At 61.3% G+C, this 21315-nt stretch carries 16 protein-coding genes; 5 read left to right on the plus strand and 11 right to left on the minus strand.

Annotated elements, in window-relative coordinates; translation table 11 throughout:
- Nucleotides 1-26: 26 nt before the first annotated feature.
- From HMPREF2980_RS00955 to ppa, 3 genes are all read right to left on the minus strand, one after another.
- Nucleotides 27-251, minus strand: coding sequence for a helix-turn-helix domain-containing protein (locus HMPREF2980_RS00955; RefSeq protein WP_005504337.1), 225 nt, complete (start codon nt 249-251; stop codon nt 27-29).
- 260 nt (nt 252-511) lie between these two features.
- Nucleotides 512-1339 carry an S-layer homology domain-containing protein gene (locus HMPREF2980_RS00960; RefSeq protein WP_070689796.1) on the minus strand — a complete coding sequence of 276 codons (828 nt, stop codon included), beginning with the start codon at nt 1337-1339 and terminating at the stop codon, nt 512-514.
- Nucleotides 1340-1572: 233 nt separating this feature from the next.
- A complete protein-coding gene (ppa, locus tag HMPREF2980_RS00965) occupies nt 1573-2058 on the minus strand; it encodes an inorganic diphosphatase (RefSeq protein WP_005504328.1) in 486 nt (161 codons plus the stop codon).
- Nucleotides 2059-2388: 330 nt separating this feature from the next.
- On the opposite strand from ppa, the gene dacB reads away from it, so the two are divergent.
- From dacB to HMPREF2980_RS00990, 5 genes are all read left to right on the plus strand, one after another.
- On the plus strand, nt 2389-3969 hold the full coding sequence (gene dacB, locus HMPREF2980_RS00970) for a D-alanyl-D-alanine carboxypeptidase/D-alanyl-D-alanine endopeptidase (protein WP_070689798.1): 1581 nt from the start codon (nt 2389-2391) through the stop codon (nt 3967-3969).
- Between the two features lie 207 nt (nt 3970-4176).
- Entirely contained in the window at nt 4177-7320 is a 3144-nt protein-coding gene (locus HMPREF2980_RS00975; protein ID WP_070689799.1) for a DEAD/DEAH box helicase, read from the plus strand.
- A 531-nt stretch (nt 7321-7851) separates the two neighbouring features.
- Nucleotides 7852-9093: an MFS transporter gene (locus HMPREF2980_RS00980; RefSeq protein ID WP_070689801.1), complete on the plus strand. Its 1242-nt coding sequence runs from the start codon at nt 7852-7854 to the stop codon at nt 9091-9093.
- 241 nt (nt 9094-9334) lie between these two features.
- On the plus strand, nt 9335-9955 hold the full coding sequence (locus HMPREF2980_RS00985; RefSeq protein ID WP_005507641.1) for a hypothetical protein: 621 nt from the start codon (nt 9335-9337) through the stop codon (nt 9953-9955).
- 217 nt (nt 9956-10172) lie between these two features.
- Complete coding sequence (locus tag HMPREF2980_RS00990; protein ID WP_005504316.1) at nt 10173-10904, plus strand: metal-dependent transcriptional regulator; 732 nt, start codon at nt 10173-10175, stop codon at nt 10902-10904.
- Between the two features lie 94 nt (nt 10905-10998).
- Here HMPREF2980_RS00990 and HMPREF2980_RS00995 read toward each other — a convergent pair whose 3' ends face one another.
- From HMPREF2980_RS00995 to HMPREF2980_RS01030, 8 genes are all read right to left on the minus strand, one after another.
- Nucleotides 10999-11883: a metal ABC transporter permease gene (locus tag HMPREF2980_RS00995; RefSeq protein ID WP_070689803.1), complete on the minus strand. Its 885-nt coding sequence runs from the start codon at nt 11881-11883 to the stop codon at nt 10999-11001.
- The gene (locus tag HMPREF2980_RS01000) at nt 11884-12708 is read right to left on the minus strand and encodes a metal ABC transporter ATP-binding protein (RefSeq protein ID WP_049346251.1); all 825 of its coding nucleotides are present in this window, start codon (nt 12706-12708) and stop codon (nt 11884-11886) included.
- Between the two features lie 221 nt (nt 12709-12929).
- Nucleotides 12930-13892, minus strand: a complete 963-nt coding sequence (locus tag HMPREF2980_RS01005; RefSeq protein WP_070689805.1) for a metal ABC transporter substrate-binding protein — start codon at nt 13890-13892, stop codon at nt 12930-12932.
- A 321-nt stretch (nt 13893-14213) separates the two neighbouring features.
- Nucleotides 14214-15014: an exodeoxyribonuclease III gene (locus HMPREF2980_RS01010; RefSeq protein WP_049359681.1), complete on the minus strand. Its 801-nt coding sequence runs from the start codon at nt 15012-15014 to the stop codon at nt 14214-14216.
- Between the two features lie 208 nt (nt 15015-15222).
- The gene (locus tag HMPREF2980_RS01015; RefSeq protein WP_070689807.1) at nt 15223-16047 is read right to left on the minus strand and encodes an S-layer homology domain-containing protein; all 825 of its coding nucleotides are present in this window, start codon (nt 16045-16047) and stop codon (nt 15223-15225) included.
- A gap of 503 nt (nt 16048-16550) precedes the next feature.
- Nucleotides 16551-17879 carry a glycosyl hydrolase family 28-related protein gene (locus HMPREF2980_RS01020; protein ID WP_070689809.1) on the minus strand — a complete coding sequence of 443 codons (1329 nt, stop codon included), beginning with the start codon at nt 17877-17879 and terminating at the stop codon, nt 16551-16553.
- A gap of 388 nt (nt 17880-18267) precedes the next feature.
- Nucleotides 18268-19614 carry a glycosyl hydrolase family 28-related protein gene (locus HMPREF2980_RS01025; RefSeq protein ID WP_049349876.1) on the minus strand — a complete coding sequence of 449 codons (1347 nt, stop codon included), beginning with the start codon at nt 19612-19614 and terminating at the stop codon, nt 18268-18270.
- 645 nt (nt 19615-20259) lie between these two features.
- Nucleotides 20260-21258 (minus strand): bile acid:sodium symporter family protein, encoded by a 999-nt coding sequence (locus HMPREF2980_RS01030; RefSeq protein WP_371260003.1) that lies wholly within the window; start codon nt 21256-21258, stop codon nt 20260-20262.
- Nucleotides 21259-21315 lie beyond the last annotated feature (57 nt).

Below are 21315 nucleotides of genomic sequence, written 5' to 3' on the forward strand. Positions count from 1 at the left end.
TCCTTTATATAGGTGTGCGGGAGGGGTTAGGTGAGGGGGTTGGTGATAGCCAGCTCGATACCGAGCTCTTGGGCGACTTTGAGGACCGCACCAATTGACGGGCCGGGCAACCCACGCTCAATATCGCGGATTGTTTTATCGCTGAGCCCGACCATCCACGCCAACTCCATTTGGGTGATTTTTTCGTACTTGCGGACGGCGCGAACCTGCGCACCAAATTCCTGTGCGAACCCCGTTGCGTCGAATGCCATGGATGTCCCCTCCTCACCGCTACAGAACCTCAGATTATACGAACTATTCTTCGTAATATGCCCATATTAGCACCCCAAGAAGCCCTCCGAGGCTGTTTTCCGAAGAATAGTTCGGTTACACATGTCCTTCCAAGGAACCTCCGAACACAATCAAGGAGCACAGCAAAAGGGGGCGTGCCCACCGCCTCCAGTACGCACGAAAAATCGCACGAACCAGACACGGGAAACACGCCCCCAGCAAGCCCTCCGCTCACCTGCCACTAGGACAGCGACTGCAGACGAGCCACAATCGGTGCCAGCTCTTCATGGTAATCAAGAACCATGAGAGGGGTGAAAATAGTGCGGTACGAAGCGTAATAGAAATCTGGTGTTTCATTGAAATCCCACGGCGTGTACCCGTTAGTGAGGAAACCAGTGTCATACGCCCGGACTTCTTCCCCCTTCGCCAGCGCATGCTGATACATCCAGCTCATTGCTCGATGCAACTCACTACCCTCCTTAATGGGGGCAGCACCCTTCTCCGCACGCACAGCATTCGCCTTATCCAGAGATTCCAGAGTCACCTTGGGGCTACCCGCAGCACGATAAAGGAAGGTAAAGTAGGCGCCACGGCTCGCCGGAGTGTCATAGTGGAAGGAGCCGTCAGACCAACCAGTGGTCAAACCCACGCGGGTCGCCCAAATAGCAACCTTATAACGCGCGTCGCCCGGAGTCAGATCGGTGTACGGGGACTTCTCCGGCAGGTTCTTCACCTCGGGTGAACCAGCCAGATGGTACAGGTACTCCAGCAAGCGACCACGCGAAATGGTCATGACCCCGTTCGGCAACTTATCTTCACTGATTCGGGCCAGCCCAACAACCTGCTTCTTCGTAATCAGGCCGGTACACTCCGCCCAGTGCAAATTGGTCATCATGTTCGCGCCGTAATAGAAGTGCATGCCAAAACAATCAACATCAAATTCCAGCTCTTCAATAGGCTGTGCAGATTTCGGCTGAATGTATGCCGCCTGGGCTACGCCCTGACCCATGCACCCCATAGCCAGCGCCAACAGTGCCGCCGCGCCGCGGGTCGAAAGGTTTTTCTTCATTTTCTATCCTCGGTGAAAGGTGTGAGAACGGAAGAAGAGTGAATCCCTTTGAAGATACCCGGAATCTGCACCTCGCGCAATCAACTACGCCCGGCGTGCAGGCGGATGCGGCGAAAGACACAACAACAAAAGGGGGCGTGCCCACCGCCTCCAGCACGCACGAAAAATCGCACGAACCAGACACGGGGAACACGCCCCCTACAAAAACCGGGTGCACCTAACGGTGCGGCAGCTTAGTGACCCTCAGCTGCGAAACGGTCGATAGCCTCCTGGACCATCTTCTCAGCAGCAGCCAGGTCTTCCCAGCCCTCGCCCTTAACCCACTTGCCGGGCTCCAGGTCCTTGTAACGCTCGAAGAAGTGCTGAATCTCAGCCTTCAGCTGCTCGGGAACATCAGCCAGGGACTTGATGTGGTCGTAACGCTTGTCGGTGGGGACGCACAGAACCTTAGCGTCGCCGCCAGCCTCATCGGTCATGTTGAACACTGCGACCGGGCGGGATTCAACCAGCACGCCGGGAACAACGTCAACGTCCAGGATCAGCATTGCGTCCAGCGGGTCGCCGTCCTCACCGAGGGTGTTCTCGAAGTAGCCGTAAGCGGTGGGGTACTGCATGGAGGTGAACAGCACACGGTCCAGGCGCAGGCGGCCGGTCTCGTGGTCCACTTCGTACTTCACGCGGGAGCCGCGGGGAATTTCAATAGTGACGTCGAGTTCCATCGGAACCTTCTTTCTCGTGAGTTAGAGTCACTTTCGCGGCGACTTCGGCGCGCAAGGTGCGAAAGTTAGGTGTTGAACTCACCCATTGTAACCCGTTCACGCACACCGAAACCGCGTATTCGGCGCCAAAACCAGCGTAATTTACCACGCTCACACCACAGTTAACGTTCCGCCTAGTCCCGCGCCCGCCAGCACGCGCGCCAGCACACCCCGCCGCCATGCCGGGCAGCCCAGATAGGGTTCGTGAGGGGCAGCAGGAACACGGCATGAGCATCAGGGCACCGGCGCGTAAATTCGATAGGCACCCCATCCGCCCGCTATGCTCAAAAGATGCCTTCCAACAAGCACAACACCCAGACCACCACCCTCCCCCGCCGCGCCGCCCTCACCCTCGGCGGCATGTTCCTCCTCACCGCCTGCGGACCCGCCGCAACCGAACAGAAACGCCCCGAAGGTTCCGCAAGCCCCATCGGCAGCGCAACCGGCAGCCCCACCGGCACCGCCGAGGCGACCGCCTCCGCAACCCCGAGCGCCACCCCGACCCTCGCCCCCGCACTGCCCGAAGCGGAGCAGGAACAGCTACGTGCCGCTCTTACCGCGCTCTTCGCTGACGACACCTACCCGCAGTACAGCCTGCTCGTCACCGGCATGGACGGGAACCTGCCCAGCATCAAGGCGGCCACCGCACCCGCCGACCTCTACGCCGCCAACGCCGACACCGCACGCGTACCCGCCTCCACTTTTAAGGTGCTGACCCTGTTCGCACTCAACCACTACGCAAACCTGCAGGCGCGCCTGCGCACACGCGTCACCCGCGACTCCGCCGGACTGTACCTCATGGCAGGCGGCGACACCCTGCTCGGCGCGGGCGCCTCTGACCCGAAGCAGATTGTCGGACGCGCAGGCCTAACCACCCTCGCCGAGCTGACCGTGAAGGCGCTGAACGAGGGCGAGAAGCCGACCGCGGCGCTACCCGTCTACCTTGACGGCACCTTCTTCACCGGCCCCGGCGTGAACCCCGGCTGGGATGCCGCCGACGTGGCGTCCGGCCAGATCACGCCCATTCACCCGATTGCGCTCGAATCGCACACGGTGCCGGGCAAGTCCACCGCAAGCAACCCGGTACGCCCGGACGATGCGGCGGTTGCCGCCCAGAAGGCGTTCGTGGATGCACTCAACACCGCCGGCAAGGAGTCCGGCATGAGCTTCACCCTCGCGGAGCGCCGCACCGCCCCCGCGGAAGCAGCCGAAATCGCCGCGGTCGAGTCGGCAACCCTGCTGGAGCAGGCACAGCACATGATGCTCGAATCCGACAACGCTCTCGCCGAGGTGCTCGGCCGTTGCGCCGCCGTTGCCGCAGGTAAGGAAGGCAGCGGCGAGGCGGCACAGCAGACCGTGCGCCAGGCGCTCGTGGATGCCGGCGTGAACATTGAAAACCTGGTGCAGGCGGACGTGTGCGGCATGTCCCTGACGGACCGCGTGACCGCCCGAACCCTCGTGCAGGTTGTGGCTCTGCTGAATGCTGATGAGCATGCGGAGCAGCTGATGAGCACGTTCCCGGTCGCGGGCGTGAGCGGCACCCTGTCCGGTCGTTTTGGTGCGGCGAACGCCGTGCACGCACGCACTTTTGTGCAGGCGAAGACCGGCACCTTGTACACGGTGTCTTCGCTGTGCGGTGTGGCGACCCGACCCGACGGCACCCGCCTGATTTTCGCGATTATTCTGAACGATCTGGGCGGTGCGGATGCGCTGCCCGCCGCGAAGGAACGCGTGGACGCGGCGGCGGCGGCGATTGCGAACCGTTCGACTGCGCCGAGTGCTTCTGCCAGCCCCTCTGCGGTAGCGGCGAGCGCTTCGGCGGCGCCCGCGGCGGCAGTTTCTACCGCGGCCGCGGCGAGTGCAGTCTCCTAGTGTGTTCACCCGGATAGCCCCGAAATCCCCCCTAAATCATCCCACTTAGGTTGATTTTCTGTAATGTTTCACGTGAAACCTGAAAATCAACCTCTCGGGGTGAGAGGGGCACGGGGTGCCGACAGACTCCTCAACCGGGACTCGCGCCCGCTCACCCGGCAGGGTTTCACGCCCGCTTTGTTTCTCTCCTCCAGCAGAAAAGTCACCATGGACCTTACCTTCACCCTCGCTGATCTGACCGCTACCTCCGCCTGCGAGCTGCGGCTCTACACCGAGCTTCGGGAGCGTGCGCAGAAGCAGTCTGCCCACCCGACCCCCGAGAAACTGGAGCGCGCCCGCGAAGCGTACCGCGAGTGCCTGCGAGCGCTAACCGCCGGTGGAATGGTCGGCGGTGGAATGGTCGGCGGTGGAGTAGTCGGCGGTGAGCATGCGGGCGGCACAGCGCACCCGTTGCCCCTGGTGGCGACCTCCGCGGCGGGGCTGACCTACACGGTGGAGCTCGACCGCCTCGACTGCCCGGCTGAGGACAGCACCGCCGAGAGCAATACCGCCCAGATTGCCTGCACCCCGCACCTGGGCGAGGCGGCGCATCGGGCGCTGTTGCGCGGTGCCCTGGCGGCGCACCTGCTGACCGCTAGTGCAACCGAGAATGCCGAGAATGCGAGGCGCCTCGACCTTCATCTGGAGCACGGCGTGGATGAGTACAGCGCGAATGAGTACAGCGCGGGGTCCGAATCGGAGCCCGCTGAGCACCACTCCCCCGTTCCTCAACCTCACCGAGTTGATTCGGCGCGTATTCTGCCGCTGGTTCGCCTGCAGGAGCAGCGCCTCCTGCTGCTCACCGAGGCGCTGAACGAGGGTGTAGAACCGGCGGAACTTGCCGAGCGCATCCCCTATTTTCTGACCTGCGACGAGTGCCCGGCGTGCCTGAACGCGGCGGCATCTCTTGCCCTCGCGACCGAAGCCCCGGAACTCGTCACCGAAGACGCCGTTGAAGACACTGCCGAAGACCCCGAGACTGAGGAGCCTCCGGTCATGTACCGGGTACCCGCCGCGATGGAGAACGACAGCGAACAGTACCGCCTGCAGTGCCTGCTGGATGCCCAGCTCGCCTCCCTGGAGGAGCACACGGCGGAGCACGGCTGGGGTGCCGGTGAGCTTGAGGCGGCGATGTTGCTGTCCATGACGAATTATCACCGCCGCGAGCGTGCCCCGTTCTGGCGTGAGCACATTCGCCGTCTGGAGGACGGCCCGACGGCGTGGGTGGCGAGCCGCGATTATGCGTACCTTGATCGGGTGCAGGTGCTTTCGGTGGAGCATGCGCATGCTCTTCTGAGCACCCCCGCAGACCTGGAGGCGCTTGCCGCCGCCATGAAGGAGCCCGCCGAGGTCGAAGATGCCCCCGGCTGGTATCGTGTGCGCGGCGCGCAGGTGCGCCTGTTGCGTGCGCGAATTGAGGCTGACCCGAGCCTGGTGATTGCGCCCTCTGACCGTGCGGTTTTTTGTGCGTATGAGGCGGGGTTGAGCCCGCAGATTGCGCTGGACCGTATGGAGTCGCAGGTGAATTATTTCCGTGCGTCGAATCCGGGTGAGCGTGTGCCCGCTGAGTTGGCGGCGACGGGTTTCTTTGGCATGCGTGTGCTGGCGGTGGCGCAGGGCGGTTTCCGTGCCGGATCTGAGGGTTCTGCGGATCCCGAAGAGGCTGCCCCAGAGTCCGGCAAGTCGACCGGCGAGTCGGCTGGCGCAGAGTCGGCTGGCGAGTTCTTGGAGGTGCTTCTGCAGGAGCGCATCCGCGTGAAGGATGAGCCGCACCGTGCCCTGCCTTCGGGTATTGGTCCTGGCGATCCGGTGTCTACGGCGACGATTGAGGCGGCTCTGCAGGCTGATGTGCACGGGCTGCTTTTCGATGGCGCGCTCATGCCGAGCGACCCCGTGCTTAATGGCCCCGTGCCCGGCGAAGATTCTGAGCCGTCCGAGGCTCCCTCATCGTCCCGCGCCCTGCCGAGCGTGCTCGATGCGGCGGCTTCCCTGACGGGGGTGGAGAGCGCCTCCGCGGATTTGCTGTTCCGCCGCGCGCCGCGCCTGAAGAAGGGCGCCTCAAACGCCAAAAATGCAGAAAATCTACCTCGTGAGGTTGATTTTTCTGCCTCTGACCTGCCCACGGCGGATGCCGTGCACGCGGCGGTTCGCGCTCTCAACCATTCATATGTGGCGGTTCAGGGCCCTCCGGGTGCGGGTAAGACCTTCCTCGCCTCGCATGTGATTGCGCGTCTGGTGGCTGAGGGCGCGAAGGTGGGCGTTGTGGCTCAGTCGCATGCGGTGATTGAGAATCTCATGGTGGCGTGCTGTGCCCGTGATGGTTTTGATGTTTCGCGTGCGGTGCGTCTGCGCGGCAAGTCGGTGACTCCGGACGCCCCGTGGTCTGAGGTGTCTGATTCTGAGCTGGTCGAGCTGATTTCTGGTGCGGGCGGCCTGCTGTTTGGCGGCACGGTGTGGGATTACGTGAGTGAGCGTCGCGTGCCTGCCGGGTCGCTGGATGTTCTGGTGGTTGATGAGGCGGGCCAGTTCTCTCTGACGAATACGGTGGCGGCGGCTCGTGCGGCACGTTCGGTGCTGCTGTTGGGTGATCCGCAGCAGTTGCCGCAGGTGTCGACGGGTGTGCACCCGTACCCGGTGGATGTTTCGGCGTTGGGCTGGTTGTCTGACGGTGCGGCGGCGCTGGATCCTCGTTTTGGCTATTTCTTGGGCGAGTCGTGGCGTATGGATTCGGCGTTGTGCGAGCGGGTTTCGTGGCTGTCGTATGATGGCGCGTTGGCGAGCGCGGCGGCGACGGCTGGTCGCGCCCTGCGGGGTGTTGCGCCGGGTGTGGTGTCGTATCCGGTGGAGCATGCGGGTTGTTCGGTGCGTTCTGTGCAGGAGGCGCAGGCGGTGGTGGATTGCGTGCGCGAGTTGTTGGGTCGTGAGTGGGTTCCGGCGGCTGGTGCTGAGCCGCGCCCTCTGGCGGCGGAGGATTGCATTGTGGTGGCGGCGTATAACGCGCAGGTTGATTGTGTGCGTGAGGCGCTGATTGCTACTGGTTTGGCGGATTCTTCGGGTGCTGGTGTGCGTGTGGGCACGGTGGATAAGTTCCAGGGTCAGGAGGCTGCGGTGGTGTTGGTGTCGTTGGCGTCGTCGCGGGTTGATTCTGGGCGCGGTGCCGGGTTTGTGCTGTCGCCGAATCGTTTGAATGTGGCGGTGTCGCGCGGTCAGTGGCAGGCGGTGTTGGTACATTCGCCATGGGTGGCGCGTTCGGTGCCGCAGGATGTCGAGGAGGTACTGGCTCTGTCGGGCTTCGCGGGCCTGGTGGAGTAGCACCTAGTGCAGCCCTTATTCTGCGCTCTTCTACGCTCCCCTGCCCGCTGCGTTGCGAGACTGACTGTAACAGAGTCTGGCGGTGTGGATTGGCGGAGCCTGGTTGCGGGTGTCTTTGGTGCGCCCGGAATCGGGTTTAACTGAGGTTCAGCCGAGGTTTAGTTGGGTGGAAGCACCAAGAATAAATTATAGTCAAACTAACCCTAATGTCAATACTCAAAATGAGGAAAGTTTTTCAACTAGCGTTCATGTATATGATTCACATCTCTTATAGAATCTAAAGTATCGCGCGACACACTTCTTGTGCGGGGGCTCCCGATGAGCCGCCCCGTGCATCCTCAACCACCCCGTGATGGCCGGCGGGTCCGTGATGACCGGCGGACACAGGCGAAAACAAGCGAAAACAGACAGGCGCAGCCGACTGTCGGGGTATTCACTCATACAATTGCGCGCTACGAATTGCGCACAATAAACTACGCACGACGGATTGCACGCCGCGCGACACCATAAACCCCATCGTGGAGGTCCCCCATGAGTGTCAACACCGAGCTACTCAAGAATAGAGATTTTCGAAATACTCTCTTTGCCATTGGAGCCAACCAGCTCTCAGACTCGATGAGCTATATCACCACACCCATCATTATTTTGGCGCTGACCGGCTCCCCCGAGGCCGCGAGCATCACCCTCTTTGTCGCGGGTGTTCTCGCTACCTGCGCCGGGGCGATATCTGGAACGTGGGTTGACCGAATCGGTCCCTCAAAGTGCCTGGCACTGTCCTGCATTGGCCAGGCGCTGTCCTGGGTCGCGATTCTTCTCTACCTCGTTTTCAATGTCACCAATATTTACGTTTTGGTGATCACGATTTCTCTCGCCGCCATCATTTCCACCTTCGACTACCCGAGCGAGCAGTCCATCATCACCCGCGTAGTCCCCAAGGAACACCTGGGGTACGCCTCCGGCATGGGTGAGACGCGCGAATCCACCGCCAACCTGCTGGGCGGCCCGGTCGCCGGCATCATTATCGGCTTCTCGACCGTGCTCATGACCGCAGTTCACGCGGTCGTCAACCTGCTGGCGTTCATCGTCGCACCCAAAACCTACGGTGCTAGTCGGCAGCCCACGGAAGAGGAAGAGGGCGAGAAAACCAGCTTCTGGCAGGACTCAAAAGCCGGTTTCGAGTACATCCTGAAGAACAAGGTACTGGTGTCCATCGCGTTCGTTTCAACGCTTGCAAACTTTGGAACGGTCGGCATTCCGCTCACCTTCATCTACTACTACACCTTGGAGGGCGCACACCCGCTCTTCATCGGCATCTTTGCGAGCGCCTTCGGCGTGGGCGTGCTGCTCGGTTCGTTCCTGGTCGGCCCGCTGACCGAGAAGTTTGCGCTCGGCCCGCTCGGTATCACCTCCCTGGCCATCATGTCGGCCTGCTACCTGTTGCTGCCGGTGGTTCATTCGATGCTGTGGGCGGTGTGCCTGCTGATTGTGCTGGCGGGTATTGTGCTCCCCTCCTTCAATTCGAGCATCATTGCGTACATTAACGCATCCACCCCGGAGCACATGATCGGTCGCGTGCATTCGGTGCAGGGCATCCCGAACATGGCACTGACCCCGCTGGCTGTTCTGCTGGCAGGCTTCCTCATTGTTGATTGGGGTATTACGTACACGGCGCTGTTCTACGCGGTGTTCATTTTCCTGTCGCTGGTGGTGATGGTATTCCAGAAGCCGCTGCGTCAGCTGCCGCATATCTCGCAGGTAACGAACGCACAGTAGTTCCGCGGTAGCCCCGTCTATCAACTCCACTCAACGCCCCCGAAAGCGAATAATTCAACGTGCACTTGCATGAAAATTATTTTCCTTTCGGGGGTGTTCTACGTCCTTTCGAGGATTTCTGCACACAGTGCATTCTCACGATAATTCCCCTTATCAATGCGCATTTTTAGGGGTTTAAATGTTGCCGGTATTACGGCGAACCTTACGCCGCTTGTTGAAGGTTTTACGGCATAATAGGAAGGTGTTCGTTCTAACCTTTATTCAACGTTCCGCACAGCACTCACTCACTGCACTGTCGGACGAACTCGCAAAGCTCAACCCGCGTGTTGCCTTCGCCCAGACATACCCTGACGAAATTCAGGGCGCCTTCGACCGCGCCAGCGACGCACTCCACGCGGCGCTCATTGCCGCGCGCGATAACGGCTTCTGGGTCGGCATCGGAATCGGCGAGCTCAACATCCCCCGATTCGCAGGCGCACTCGGTGCCGTCAGCACCACCGACTGCACCGGCGACGCCCTCGAATTCTCACGCCTCGCCGTCGAAGAAGCACAAGGAGGCGCACCCGTACGCTGCATCAGCGTCAGCGCTGACAACCGCCACCTCGCCGACCTCGCCGCAGGCTCCGCACGCCTGCTCTACCGCGTATGTGCCGACCGCACCGACGCCGAATGGCGCGTAGTAAACCTGCTTGTACCCGGCGTGCGCGGCCAGCAGAAGGCCGCCGCAACCGCACTCGGCATCACCACCCAGGCAGTCAGCCGCACCCTCGTCCGCTCCCTCTGGCACGAGGAGCAGGCGGCACGCGGTGCGCTCATCGAACTGCTGACCCGTATTGACCGTTCGCGCCGCCGCGCCACCTAACCGCCGCCGCGCCCCCTCATTCTTTCGCGCCTGTCAGCCTTCGTACCTGGTACCTGCCAGCCTTTAGTGCCTGCCAGCGCGGAACCGAACACCTGATCCCGCCCGTGATGGTCGCCCCCTGCCAGGGGTGAACTATCCGGGCGGGACGCTTTTTAAACCCGCGCTGAATACCCTGCAGCTCGACGGGCAAAACCAGAGAAAAGGTAGACTTATCTTTATGCCTCTCTCAGAACTTTCCGTCAGCACCCAGAACTATCTCAAGGAAATCTGGAGCCTCGAAGAATGGACCAAAACCCCTGCCACCGCATCCGCCCTGGCAGAACGCATGGGCCTGCGCATTTCTTCGGTATCTGACGGCCTCAAGCGCCTCGCCGCCGCCGACCTGATCGAGCATCAGCCCTACGGCGCTATTGAGCTTACTGAAACCGGCCGCTCCTACGCGCTGGCAATGATCCGCCGCCACCGCCTCATTGAGACGTTCCTCGTGGAGACGCTCGGCTACACCTGGGACCGTGTGCACGACGAGGCGGAGGTTCTGGAGCACGCGGTATCCGACTTCATGGTGGACCGCATCGACACCCTGCTGGGGCACCCGACCCGCGACCCGCACGGCGACCCGATCCCGGACTCTTCGGGGCATATTAGTTTTCCGCAGACCGTGCCGCTGAGCCAGTGCGAACCCGGCGAAACAGTCGTGCTCGAACGCATTAACGATGATGACCCGCGCCTGCTGCGTTACCTGCAGGGCCACGGTTTTGTACCCGGCGTGCGTCTGCACATTGAGGAGGGCGCGCCCTTCTCGGAGGCGGTGAACGTGAGCGTGGTCGGCGCCGGTTCCGGCAACCTGCACGAGACGGACGCGGCCGGTGCGGTGAAGCCCGGCGGCACCATTATTCCGTTGGGTGCGGAGGCGACCGCCTCCCTGTTCGTGTCCCGCACGGTGCGCTAGGCGCAGGGCGGTAGAGGCACCCTAGAATTTCAGAAAATAGCGCTAGGCGGAGGTCCCGTAAAGGGCCTCCGCCTAGCGCTGTATTGAGTTAGTTTTAGGAAGCTGAGGGCTCAGTTTCTGTTGCAGCAGTGCTGAGTCGGCGGGCGCGCATCCTGCCCAGCAGGCCGTAGCGCGGGGCAAACACGTACGCCAGGGCAAACAGTATGCCCTGCGTAACGACCACGGCACCGCCGGGGGATACATCCGCGTGGTAGCTGGCGTACAGGCCGGTCAGCGTGCCCACCAGGGAGACTCCCACGCTCACCGCGAGCATCGGCACAAACCGGTCAGTAATGAGGCGAGCCGTGGAGCCGGGGATGACGAGCATCGCCACGACCAGCACCACACCCACGATCTGCAGCGCCACCACGGAGGTCAGCGCCAACATAATGAGCAGCAGCGCGCCGAGCAGACGCGGACGCAGCCCCACCGCCTGCGCAAAGCCCGGGTCGAAGGCGTACAGCACGAAGTCGCGGCGCTTGACCAGCAGCACGGCGGCAACAATCACCGCGAGGATGGCGACCTGCCAGACGTCCGACCAGGACACGCCCAGCACGTTACCGAAGAGAATATGGTTCAGGTCGGTATTCGACGGCGTAACCGAAATCAGCACCAGACCGAACGCAAACATGGTCGTGAACACGATGCCGATCGCGGCGTCCTCGCGCACGCGGCCGCTGCGCCGCACCCCGCCGATAAGAGTTACCGCCACGAGGGCGGCAACCACCGCACCCACTGCGAAGGGCGCACCAAAAATATAGGCGAGCACCACACCGGGTAGCACCGCGTGCGAAATGGCATCCCCCATAAGTGACCAGCCGAGCAGCACGAGCCAGCAGGAGAGCAGAGCGCAGACGGCGGCGGCAAGCACGGTGACCACGAATGCGCGGAGCATGAAGGGCAGGGTCAGCGGCTCCACCAGAAAGTTGAGGATGTCCATTTAGTTCTTCCCTTCCACAGAGCTGATCGTAGTAGTGCCGGAGGTAGCAGCGCCGGTAGCGACCGACGCGCCGGCGTCCACTTCCATGCCGAAGGCACGCACCAGGTTCTCGGGGGCGAGCACCTTCTCGGGGGTGTCGTGCATCAGAATATCGCCGCGTAGCAGTAGCGCCTCGTCGGCGAACTGGCGCAGGCTCGCCAAGTCGTGCGTGGAAACCAGCACGGTCGCGCCCTCGTCACGCAGCTGTTCGATGACCTGAATGAGCATCGCTTCGCTACGCTTGTCCACGCCGGCGAAAGGCTCATCCAGCAGCAGCAGCTGGGCGCCCTGAGCGATAGCGCGTGCCACGAAGGCGCGCTTACGCTGACCGCCCGAAAGCGCCCCAATCTGACGGTCGGCAAGGTCGGTCAGTTCCACGCGGGCGAGCGCCTCATCCACGGCGGCACGGTCTGCGGCACGCAGGCGGCGGGTGATGCCGAGGTTGCGGTAGCGTCCCATGCTGACCACCTCGCGCACGGAGATGGGGAAGGTCCAGTCGATTTCTTCGCTCTGCGGCACGTAGCTGACGAGCCCGGCGCGGTGATGGTGCGCGTTCTTGCCGCGGCTGCCACGGTTACCGCCGACGGGCTGCCCGTCGAGGGTGATGCTGCCGGCGTGCATGGGTACGACCCCCATGATGGCTTTGAAAAGGGTGGATTTGCCGGAGCCGTTCATGCCGATCAGGCCGCAGATACGCCCGGTGTCCAGGGTGAAGGATGCGCCAGTGAGGGCGCGGACTGGCCCGTAGTTCACGTGCACATTTTCGCAGCTGAGAAGAGTGCTCATTCCTTGTGTTCTTTCTGGTGGTCACCGTATGCGTGGGGCGGGTGTACTTGCTTGCGTGTTGCTGAGTGGGTGCTGTGTGAGCGAGTGTTAACGGCGTGGGAGGAGCGGAGCCAAGAAGGCGACGCCCCTCCTATCCTATCGGGGTTTGGGGTTTACCCAGGGTTTTCGATGCCGGGGTTGGCCCGGGTTTATGCCGGGTTTATTCGGGGTTTATGCCGGGTTTAGGAGTTGCCCTTGAGGCCCGCAACGATGGTACGTGCGTCGTAGCGGATCATGTCCAGGTAGGTGGGCACGGGGCCGTTCGCCTCGGAGAGCGAGTCCACGTAGAGCACGCCGCCGAATCGTGCGCCGGTGGCGTCTGCGACCTGGCGCATCGGGTTGTCAGAGACGGTGGATTCGCAGAACACGGCGGGAACCTGGTTCTCGCGCACGTAATCGATCGCGGAGGAAATCTGCGAGGGGGTCGCCTGCTGTTCGGAGTTGACCGCCCAAATGTACTTTTCCTTCAGGCCCGCGTCTGCCGCCAGGTAGGAGAAGGCGCCTTCGCAGGTGACCAGTGCGCGCTGGTTCTCGGGCAGGGTAGAGATTTCCTTGACGAGCTCGTCACGCACGCCCTGCAGCTGCTTCTTGTAGGCTTCACCGCGGGACTTGTAGTCGGCGGCGTGGCTCGGGTCGAGGGCGCTAAATTCGCGAATCATCACGTCCACGTACTTCTGTACGTTGCTGGGGCTCATCCAGGCGTGGGGGTTGGGCTTGCCCTCGTAGGCATCCTCGGTAATGGAGATGGGCGTGACCCCCTCGGAGACGGTCACGTGCTTAGCATGGGATTCTTCAACGAACTTCGCGAACCAGGATTCCAGGTTCAGGCCGTTGTCGAGCACCAGGTCAGCGGCGTGCGCCTTCTTCAGGTCGGAGGGAGTGGGCTCGTACTCGTGGATCTCTGCGCCGGGCTTGGTGAGGGATTCGACGTTCAGGTCGTCGCCTGCCACGTTGCGGGCGATGTCTGCGAGCACGGTGAAGGTGGTGAGCACGGTCTTCTTACCGCTGCTGCTCTTAGCGCCTTCGGTGGTGCTGGAGGTGCTACCGCAGCCGGTGAGCACGAGTAGCAGGGTGAGTGCGAGGGCGGCGCAGAGCGCCTGGACGAGGCGGCGTGCGTTGCTGCCTGCGGGGGTGAAAGCGTTCATGAGGAATCCTTCATTGGAAGTCACGGTTTGAGTATGTGGTTGATGTGTGGAATTTGCCGCGCCGGGACGCTAGGGACACGGTGTGTCTGCGCAGGCATCATAATGCGCTTTTGCCTGTCGTCCCGGGCGGAATTTAACAATAGTTCGGCTAGCCGAACTTTTCAACTAAGCCACACAGAAAACCTTGAAATATTGGCAGAAACCCAGGAGCAGGCGCGCAGAAACACAGGACAGAAGCACCAGCAGATACAGCAAGGAGGCGAGGGACCCCTCCCCCGCCTCCTTACTACACGCGGTTCTACGGCAAGCTATACGCTCGGATTAGTCGGCAATCTCAACCACGACCGGCGTGTGGTCGCTTGCGCCTTCACCGGCGCGTTCCACCTTATCGATCCAGGCACGTTCCACGCGTGCGGCGAGCGCGGGCGAGAACAGCTGAAAGTCAATGCGCATGCCCTCATCCTTGGTGAAGCGGCCCGCCTGGTAGTCCCAGTAGGTGTACTCGCCCGGAGTGTGCGGGCGCACTACGTCCACCATGCCCTCTTCGAGCAGGGCGGCAAAGGCGCGGCGTTCGGGTTCGGAAACGTGGGTCATTTCGTTGCGCAGGAAGTAGTCGATATCCCACACGTCAGTATCTTCGGGGGCGACATTCCAGTCACCAACCAGGGCGAGCTGCGACTGCGGGTTGGCAGCCAGTTCGTTGTGCACGTTCTGGCGCAGCGCCTCCATCCAGCGGAGCTTGTAGTCCATATGCGGATCGGTCAGGCCGCGGCCGTTGGGCACGTAGAGGCTCCAAACGCGCACGCCGCCGCAGGTCGCACCGATAGCGCGCGCCTCCAGCACCTCGGGTTCGCCGGGCTTGCCGAAGTGCGGCTGGTTATCGAAGCCGCGCTGCACATCTTCGAGGCCAACTCGGGAGGCGATTGCCACGCCATTCCACTGATTCAGGCCGAAGTGCGCAACCTCGTAACCCATGAATTCGAAGAGGTCGAAGGGGAAGGTTTCGTCCTTGGTTTTGGTTTCTTGCAGGGCGAGCACGTCAACGTCGTGTTCATCGAGCCAGTCTTCGACGCGGTTCTCACGGGCGCGGATTGAGTTGATGTTCCAGGTGGCAATCTTCATGCCTTCTAGCTTAGCGGGTGCAGAGCAGGCGCCTTTCATTGCACAGATCATTGCATGGAGGCGATTGCGCGGCGGAGCGGGCGCTCGCAACCTGCCAGAGCAGCGCAGCACCTGGAACAGCGCACCGCCCGCCTGCGCAACCTTCGGGTCGCACCGGCGGGCGGTGAATATATGCGCTAGTCAGCACTGAAGCTGGTCGGTATTATTCCTAGTCAACGGCGGGAGTGCCCACAACCTTCAGGCCCTTATCGCCGTACGCCTTGAGCATGTACAGGGCGTCGGAGAAGTACAGGGGGCTGGCGGGGTCCACCACGTCTGCTACACCATCGCCATTGCGGTCAACCTCAGGGTATGCACCCAGGGTGCGGGCTGCCCAGCGGTTTTCGGTCTTGAACTGTTCAGTCTTCTTGACTTCGGCACGTAGCGGACGGCGGATCTGGCGCAGGCGCGCGGCACCGTCGGGGCTACCTGCGGCACGGTAGAGGAACGCGGCGAGGGTGTGGCGGGTGGCGTACTCGTCCGGGTGGAAGAGCCCGTCATCCCAGCCGGAGGTGATGCCCGCGTCCGCCGCCCAGATGTAGGCGGGATAGTCCGGGTTAGTGGTTGCCACATCCTTGTAGGGCGAGGTTTTCGGGAGATCCTTGACGGTCGGGGATCCCGCCATGCGGTAGAGCATGCGTACGAGCTGGCCGCGGGTGACGGTTGCGCTGCTGTGGCGGCGGGTGACGGTGTATTCTTCGCTGTCGAGGTAGCCGTGGCAGACCGCCCACACGCCGGGGGTGGCGCTCATGGTGCCGAGGAAGTTGGCGACGCATTCGACGTAGCTGGGGTCATCCTTGGGCTGCTCTGCCTTGATGACGAACTGCAGGTTCACTGCGGGTTTTGCGGCATGGGTTTCTACAGCATGGGCGGCAGGCTGTGCGCTCACCGCGGAGGTGACGGGTACGGCACCGAGGGCGAGCGCGAGGCTGAGAGCAAGGGTGCGGCGTGCGCGGGGAGCGGGTGTGAGGACTCGGGAAATAACCGGAAACATGAATTTGTCCTTATGTAATTGTGGTTGGGAACCGGCCGGAAGGAACCGATTTTTTGGGTCGACCGCGGGGTCGCCAAATGGAGCGAATAAGAAAAGGGGAAGGGTAGTGGTCGTTGAGGAATAGTGAGAAGCGGCAATGAATAGGGTCTGACGTGCGGCGATACGCGGTTTTGGTGTGTGCCAATGATGTGCGTGTTCCGCATGCTGTCGCACGGCTATGGTGGTGCACAGTGAATGGACTGTTTTACACCGCCATAGAAAGTTTAAAGTACATATTGATATTTTATTCAATATTTAATTGAGACTTTTATCAACTAAAAATTAAACATTGTTCTAAACGACAAAGCAGCTGCGAATGGTATGTATTCCATTCGCAGCTGCTTTGATTTTTAGCTGATATATAGCGGTATAACGCACCCACTAGGGCACACGCACCTCCCTCACGATTCACAGGAAAGTCCCGAACCTGTTCGGGCGTGTCTAATAGCGACCGTCAGCCTCTACTAACCGCGCATCACGTTATAGGCTTCCTTCGTGAGCTGACCGGCGGGCGAGGTGGAGTGGCGTAGCTCTTCAATTTCAATAACCACGTTCGCACCAATCTCACCGGTAATGTACACGCGGCGGCCGAGCATATTGCCCTCACCGATGCGATCATCCTTGGCGGTACCTTCAGTGATGCGCAGGTCGTAAATCTTGTTTTCAATGTAGAAGCCGTACAGGGAGGCCGCCTTCTCCGGCGGATTGTAGGAGACGGGCGCGACCATGCGGGTACCGCGCGCGTTGCGGCTGATGTACCAGTTGGCGGCCTCGTCAGCACCTGCGGCACCGCTGACGGTGCCAGCCCAGCTGGAGCCTTCCGCTTCGCATCCGATGAAGACGTTGTGCGCCCACTCAACGATCCAGCCGTGGCCCGCGTTGGAGCGTGCGGTGCAACCGATGAACATGTTGCGTTCACCCTGCACGATCCAGCCTGCACCGGCGTGGCGGGTGGCGGGCTCGTAGAGGGCGTACTTGTTGCTGGTGCGGTGGTTGCTGTTGCTGGAGCAGTTCTCGAATTTTGCCTGCGCCGCGTACACCTCGATACCGGCGTAGGAGCCGCCGCTGAGATTCGCCTCGGCAACGTCGATACCGCGCAGCTTATTGTCTGCCGCGCCGGAGTTCTGGCCTTCGTTGGGGCGGCGGGGGTGGCCGGCGGGCTTGCCGAGCAGCAGGCCCTGGTTGAGGGTGCGGCGGATGGTCACGTCGTCAATTTTCATGCCCTGGTCGTCCAGGCCGAGCACGGCGACGCCGATGGCGGTGTCCCAGACTTCCACGCCTGCGATAACGGGCACGATGTCCGGTTCGTTGAGCAGGTCGCCGGTCAGGTGGGTGTGGAAGATGACGCCGGCGACGTTGTTCAGCGGGGCGGTGTGTGCATCGAGCGGGTAGCTGCTGATGGGGGTGTTGGCGGCGTTGGTGCGGATGTGCAGGTTGCGCACGCCCATGCGCATGGGCTTGTTGGCGTTGTAGTTGCCGTAGACGGGGGTGGTGTAGCTTCCGACGTGGAACACGCCGGTGTATTCGATGTGACCGTTGGCGGTGGTGGGGATGGCGCGGTCGGAGTGCGCGATGACGACGGTTGAGGAGCCGTAGCCGAAGATTTCGACGCGGTGTTTGATGTCGATGAAGGGGTAGGAGACGCGGTAGATGCCGCGGGGTAGTTCTACGGATCCGCCGCCGCGTGCGGCGACAGCGTCAACTGCGCGCTGGATGGCTGCGGTGGAGTCTTTGGCACCGGTGGGGTCTGCGCCGTAGTTGATGGCGTTGATGCTCATGGGCGTATCGGGCATGAGGGGCTCAATTCTTTCGATGGGTACCGCGTTCGGTGCTGAAGGCGGCGTGGCGAGTGAATTGAGTGAATACGGCTGTAAGTGAATACGGTGCAGCGTTGAGTATGTGTGGTGCGGTGTGTTGGGCGCATTTCTGCGGATGTGTTGGCGTGTGCGGGCCTGTGCACCGGCAGACCTGCCCCTGCTCAAGGGTACCGCATTGAGCGTGTGGAGGCGATGACCGGGCACTGTGATGCCTGCTCCCCTACCCCGTTTTTCTACGGTTTTTCGGCTGTTTTGGGTGCGGGTTAAACGCCGAGGGGCGGGGATTACTCCCCGCCCCTCAGACGTATGCGTTTTAAGATTTTGTGGTCACGAGCCTCAGCTCGCAGAGCCTAACCCGCGAGGGTTAGCCCATGAACACGCCGTTGCCGCGCTTCTCCAGCTGCTTCGGCGCGAAAGTCGCGTGGCGAATATGATCCACCTCGATGAGCACGTTATCGCCCATAGCACCGGTCACGTGAACACGGCGGCCAATCATGTTGTTCTCACCAATACGGTCATCCTTCGCGGACGCAGTCGTAATGTGCATATCGCGAATGTTGTTCTCAATGTAGAAACCGTACAGGGAAGCCTTCGCCCAGCTGTAAGGGTTGTGCGAACGAGGAGCCACGAAGCGGCTACCGCGTGCGTTACGGCCAATGTACCAGTTCGCCGCCTCGTCACCTCGAGCAGCGCCGGTAACAGCATCCTGGAAGCTCGAAGACTCACCCAGGCAGCCAATGAACTGGTTGTTACCCCACTCCACGAGCCAGCCGTGACCGGCGTTCTCCTGGGCGGTGCAGCCAATGAACATGTTGCGGGTGCCCTGAATGAACCAGCCTGCACCCACGTGGCGGGTCTTCACCTCGTACAGGGCGTTCTTACCCTGGTTGCGCTTGTTGAACCAGCTGGTGGACGCCTCGAACTTGGACTGAGAAGTGTAAATCTCGATACCCGCGTAGGTGCCGAAGCTCATGTTTGCGTCAGAGACGTCAATCATGGAGAACTTGTTATCTGCCGCGCCGGGGGTGTCACCCTCGCGGGGGCGCAGCGGGTGGCCGACAGGCTTACCGACCAGCAGGCCCTGGCGCAGGGTCTGGCGGATGCGGATCTTGTCAATCTTCATGCCCTGGTCGTCCAGGCCCAGGATCGCAACGCCAATGGCGGTGTCCCAGATTTCGATGTTGGACAGGGTGGGCACTGCGTCCGGCTCACCGGGGTTAGCGTCCGCAATGCGGGTGTGGAAGATGACGCCTGCAACGTTGTCGACGGGCTGGGTATGCTTCTCCAGGAAAATCTGGTTGCTCTTAGAATCCAGCGGCAGGTTGTACTTGTTGGTGCGGATGAACAGGTCACGCACGCCCATACGCATGGGCTTGTTCTGGTTGGTGCCACCGCTCATGGGGGTGGTGTAGCTACCGGTGTGGAAAACGCCGGTGCATTCGTAGCTACCGTTCTTGGTGGAGGGAATACCCTTGTCGGTGAAAGCGACGATTCGGGTTGCCTGACCGTGGCCGAAGATCTCGACGCGGTGCTTCATTTCGATGAAGGGGTAGGAGACGCGGTACATGCCGCCGGGAATCTCCACGGAGCCGCCGCCCTGCGCAGCAACATCATCGATAGCCTTCTGGATAGCACTAGTGGAGTCTCGTACGCCGGTGGGGTCAGCGTTGTACTTGGAATCGCATACGTTCACGCTCATGATGGTAGCCATGGAGTGTCCTCTTTCTTGGCGGATACAGACAGCGATTAGCGCATAGATGGAATCTAAGCGCGTCATTAAGCTGAGTGTATCCAGTTGTGTTTGAGTGAATAAATGGTTTTGAGCTTCCTTCCGGTTGAGTGAGTGAGTCTCTTCCGGTGCGGGATGCGGGCGGGGAGTGAATCCGCTGCATCAATGCTCGTGGGCGGTGTGAGGGAGTGAATCTCAACCATTCCCACATGAGTCATAAATTCTTGCATACAGGATGCAAATCTGTCTAACCCATCGACAAAATATTCTAGGGCAAAATTGGGGCTTTTTCGCCGCTCAACACCCGATAGTGTTGATTGTCTCGCCGGTCACTTTGATGCAATAGAGTGCACATAACCCACAGAAAACCAACTGACCAGTACAAATACCATATTTTGCACACAAATGCACTAGTCAGAGAGTTTTTCGATGAATGCGCGCTATATCACTTCGCAGGCAGGTCATCCAGACTCAAAGAACCCATTAAAACTCCTCATCAGAGGCTTATCTCACAGGCTCAAAGGTCCCCAATAGCACCCGGCGAGGCCCACCAGAGAACCGCAGAGCACCCGCCAGAGAGCCCACTAGGCACCCTGGCGAGCACCCCAGCAGATAGGGTTCAAGCCCCTACTGAACTTCCTTCGCGGAGGCGGCACCCACCACATCCAGGCGCGCATAGCGGCCCGCAAGCCAGGTACAAATCATCAACTGAACCTGATGGAAAATCATGATCGGCAGCATCATCAGACCCAGCGAGCCCGCACCAAAAATAATGATCGCCATCGGCAGACCAGCCGCCAGCGACTTCTTCGAACCGCAGAACTGAATCGTAATACGGTCGGCACGGTTGAAACCCAGACGCTTAGCCAGCTGGTCAGTCAGCCACAGCATGAACACCACAATAATCGCCATGAGCACGACCAGCAGCACGATCTGCCACCACGCCACACGCGTCCACACACCCTGCACCACCGAGGCGGAAAACGCCGAATACACAATCATCATGACCGAGAACTTATCCAGCCACTTGGTCGTCGGCTTCTTGGCGAACTCCCCCACCCAGCGGCGCGTCAACTGACCGAGCACGAACGGCAGGAACAGCTGAATGGCGATGTCCAGGAAGACCGTTCCAGAGAACTCAATATGCCCCGTGTTCATCAGCAGCATGGCGAGCAGCGGGGTCGCCACCACGCCCACAATCGAAGAGAGCGAAGCACTCACAATCGCCGCCGCCACGTTACCGCCCGCAATCGAGGTAAACGCGATAGAAGCCTGCACGGTCGAGGGCACAAAGGTCAAGAACAGAATGCCCATGTACAGCCCATCACCGAGCACAAAACGCAGCGGGGAGAGCGCCAAACCGACCAGGGGGAACAGCACGAACGTGCAGCTCAAAATCATCAGGTGCAGACGCCAGTGGGTCAGGCCGCGAATAGCCTCCGCGGTGGAGAGGCGGGCGCCGTACAGGTAGAACAGCAGGGCGACCGCGAACTTCGTTCCGGTACTGAACCATTCGGCGAAGTCGCCGCGCGCAGGCACGATAATGGCGAGGATGACCGCGGTAATGAGCATGGTCAGTAGCGGGTCGAGTTTGATGGAGCGAAGTGATGAAAGCATGGTTTCCATTCTATGACCGCACCCCGCGGCGGATGCTGGGGCGGGCGCATCTTCTCACCTGGGGGT

Source organism: Rothia sp. HMSC076D04, from assembly GCF_001814645.1.
Lineage (GTDB): Bacteria > Actinomycetota > Actinomycetes > Actinomycetales > Micrococcaceae > Rothia > Rothia mucilaginosa.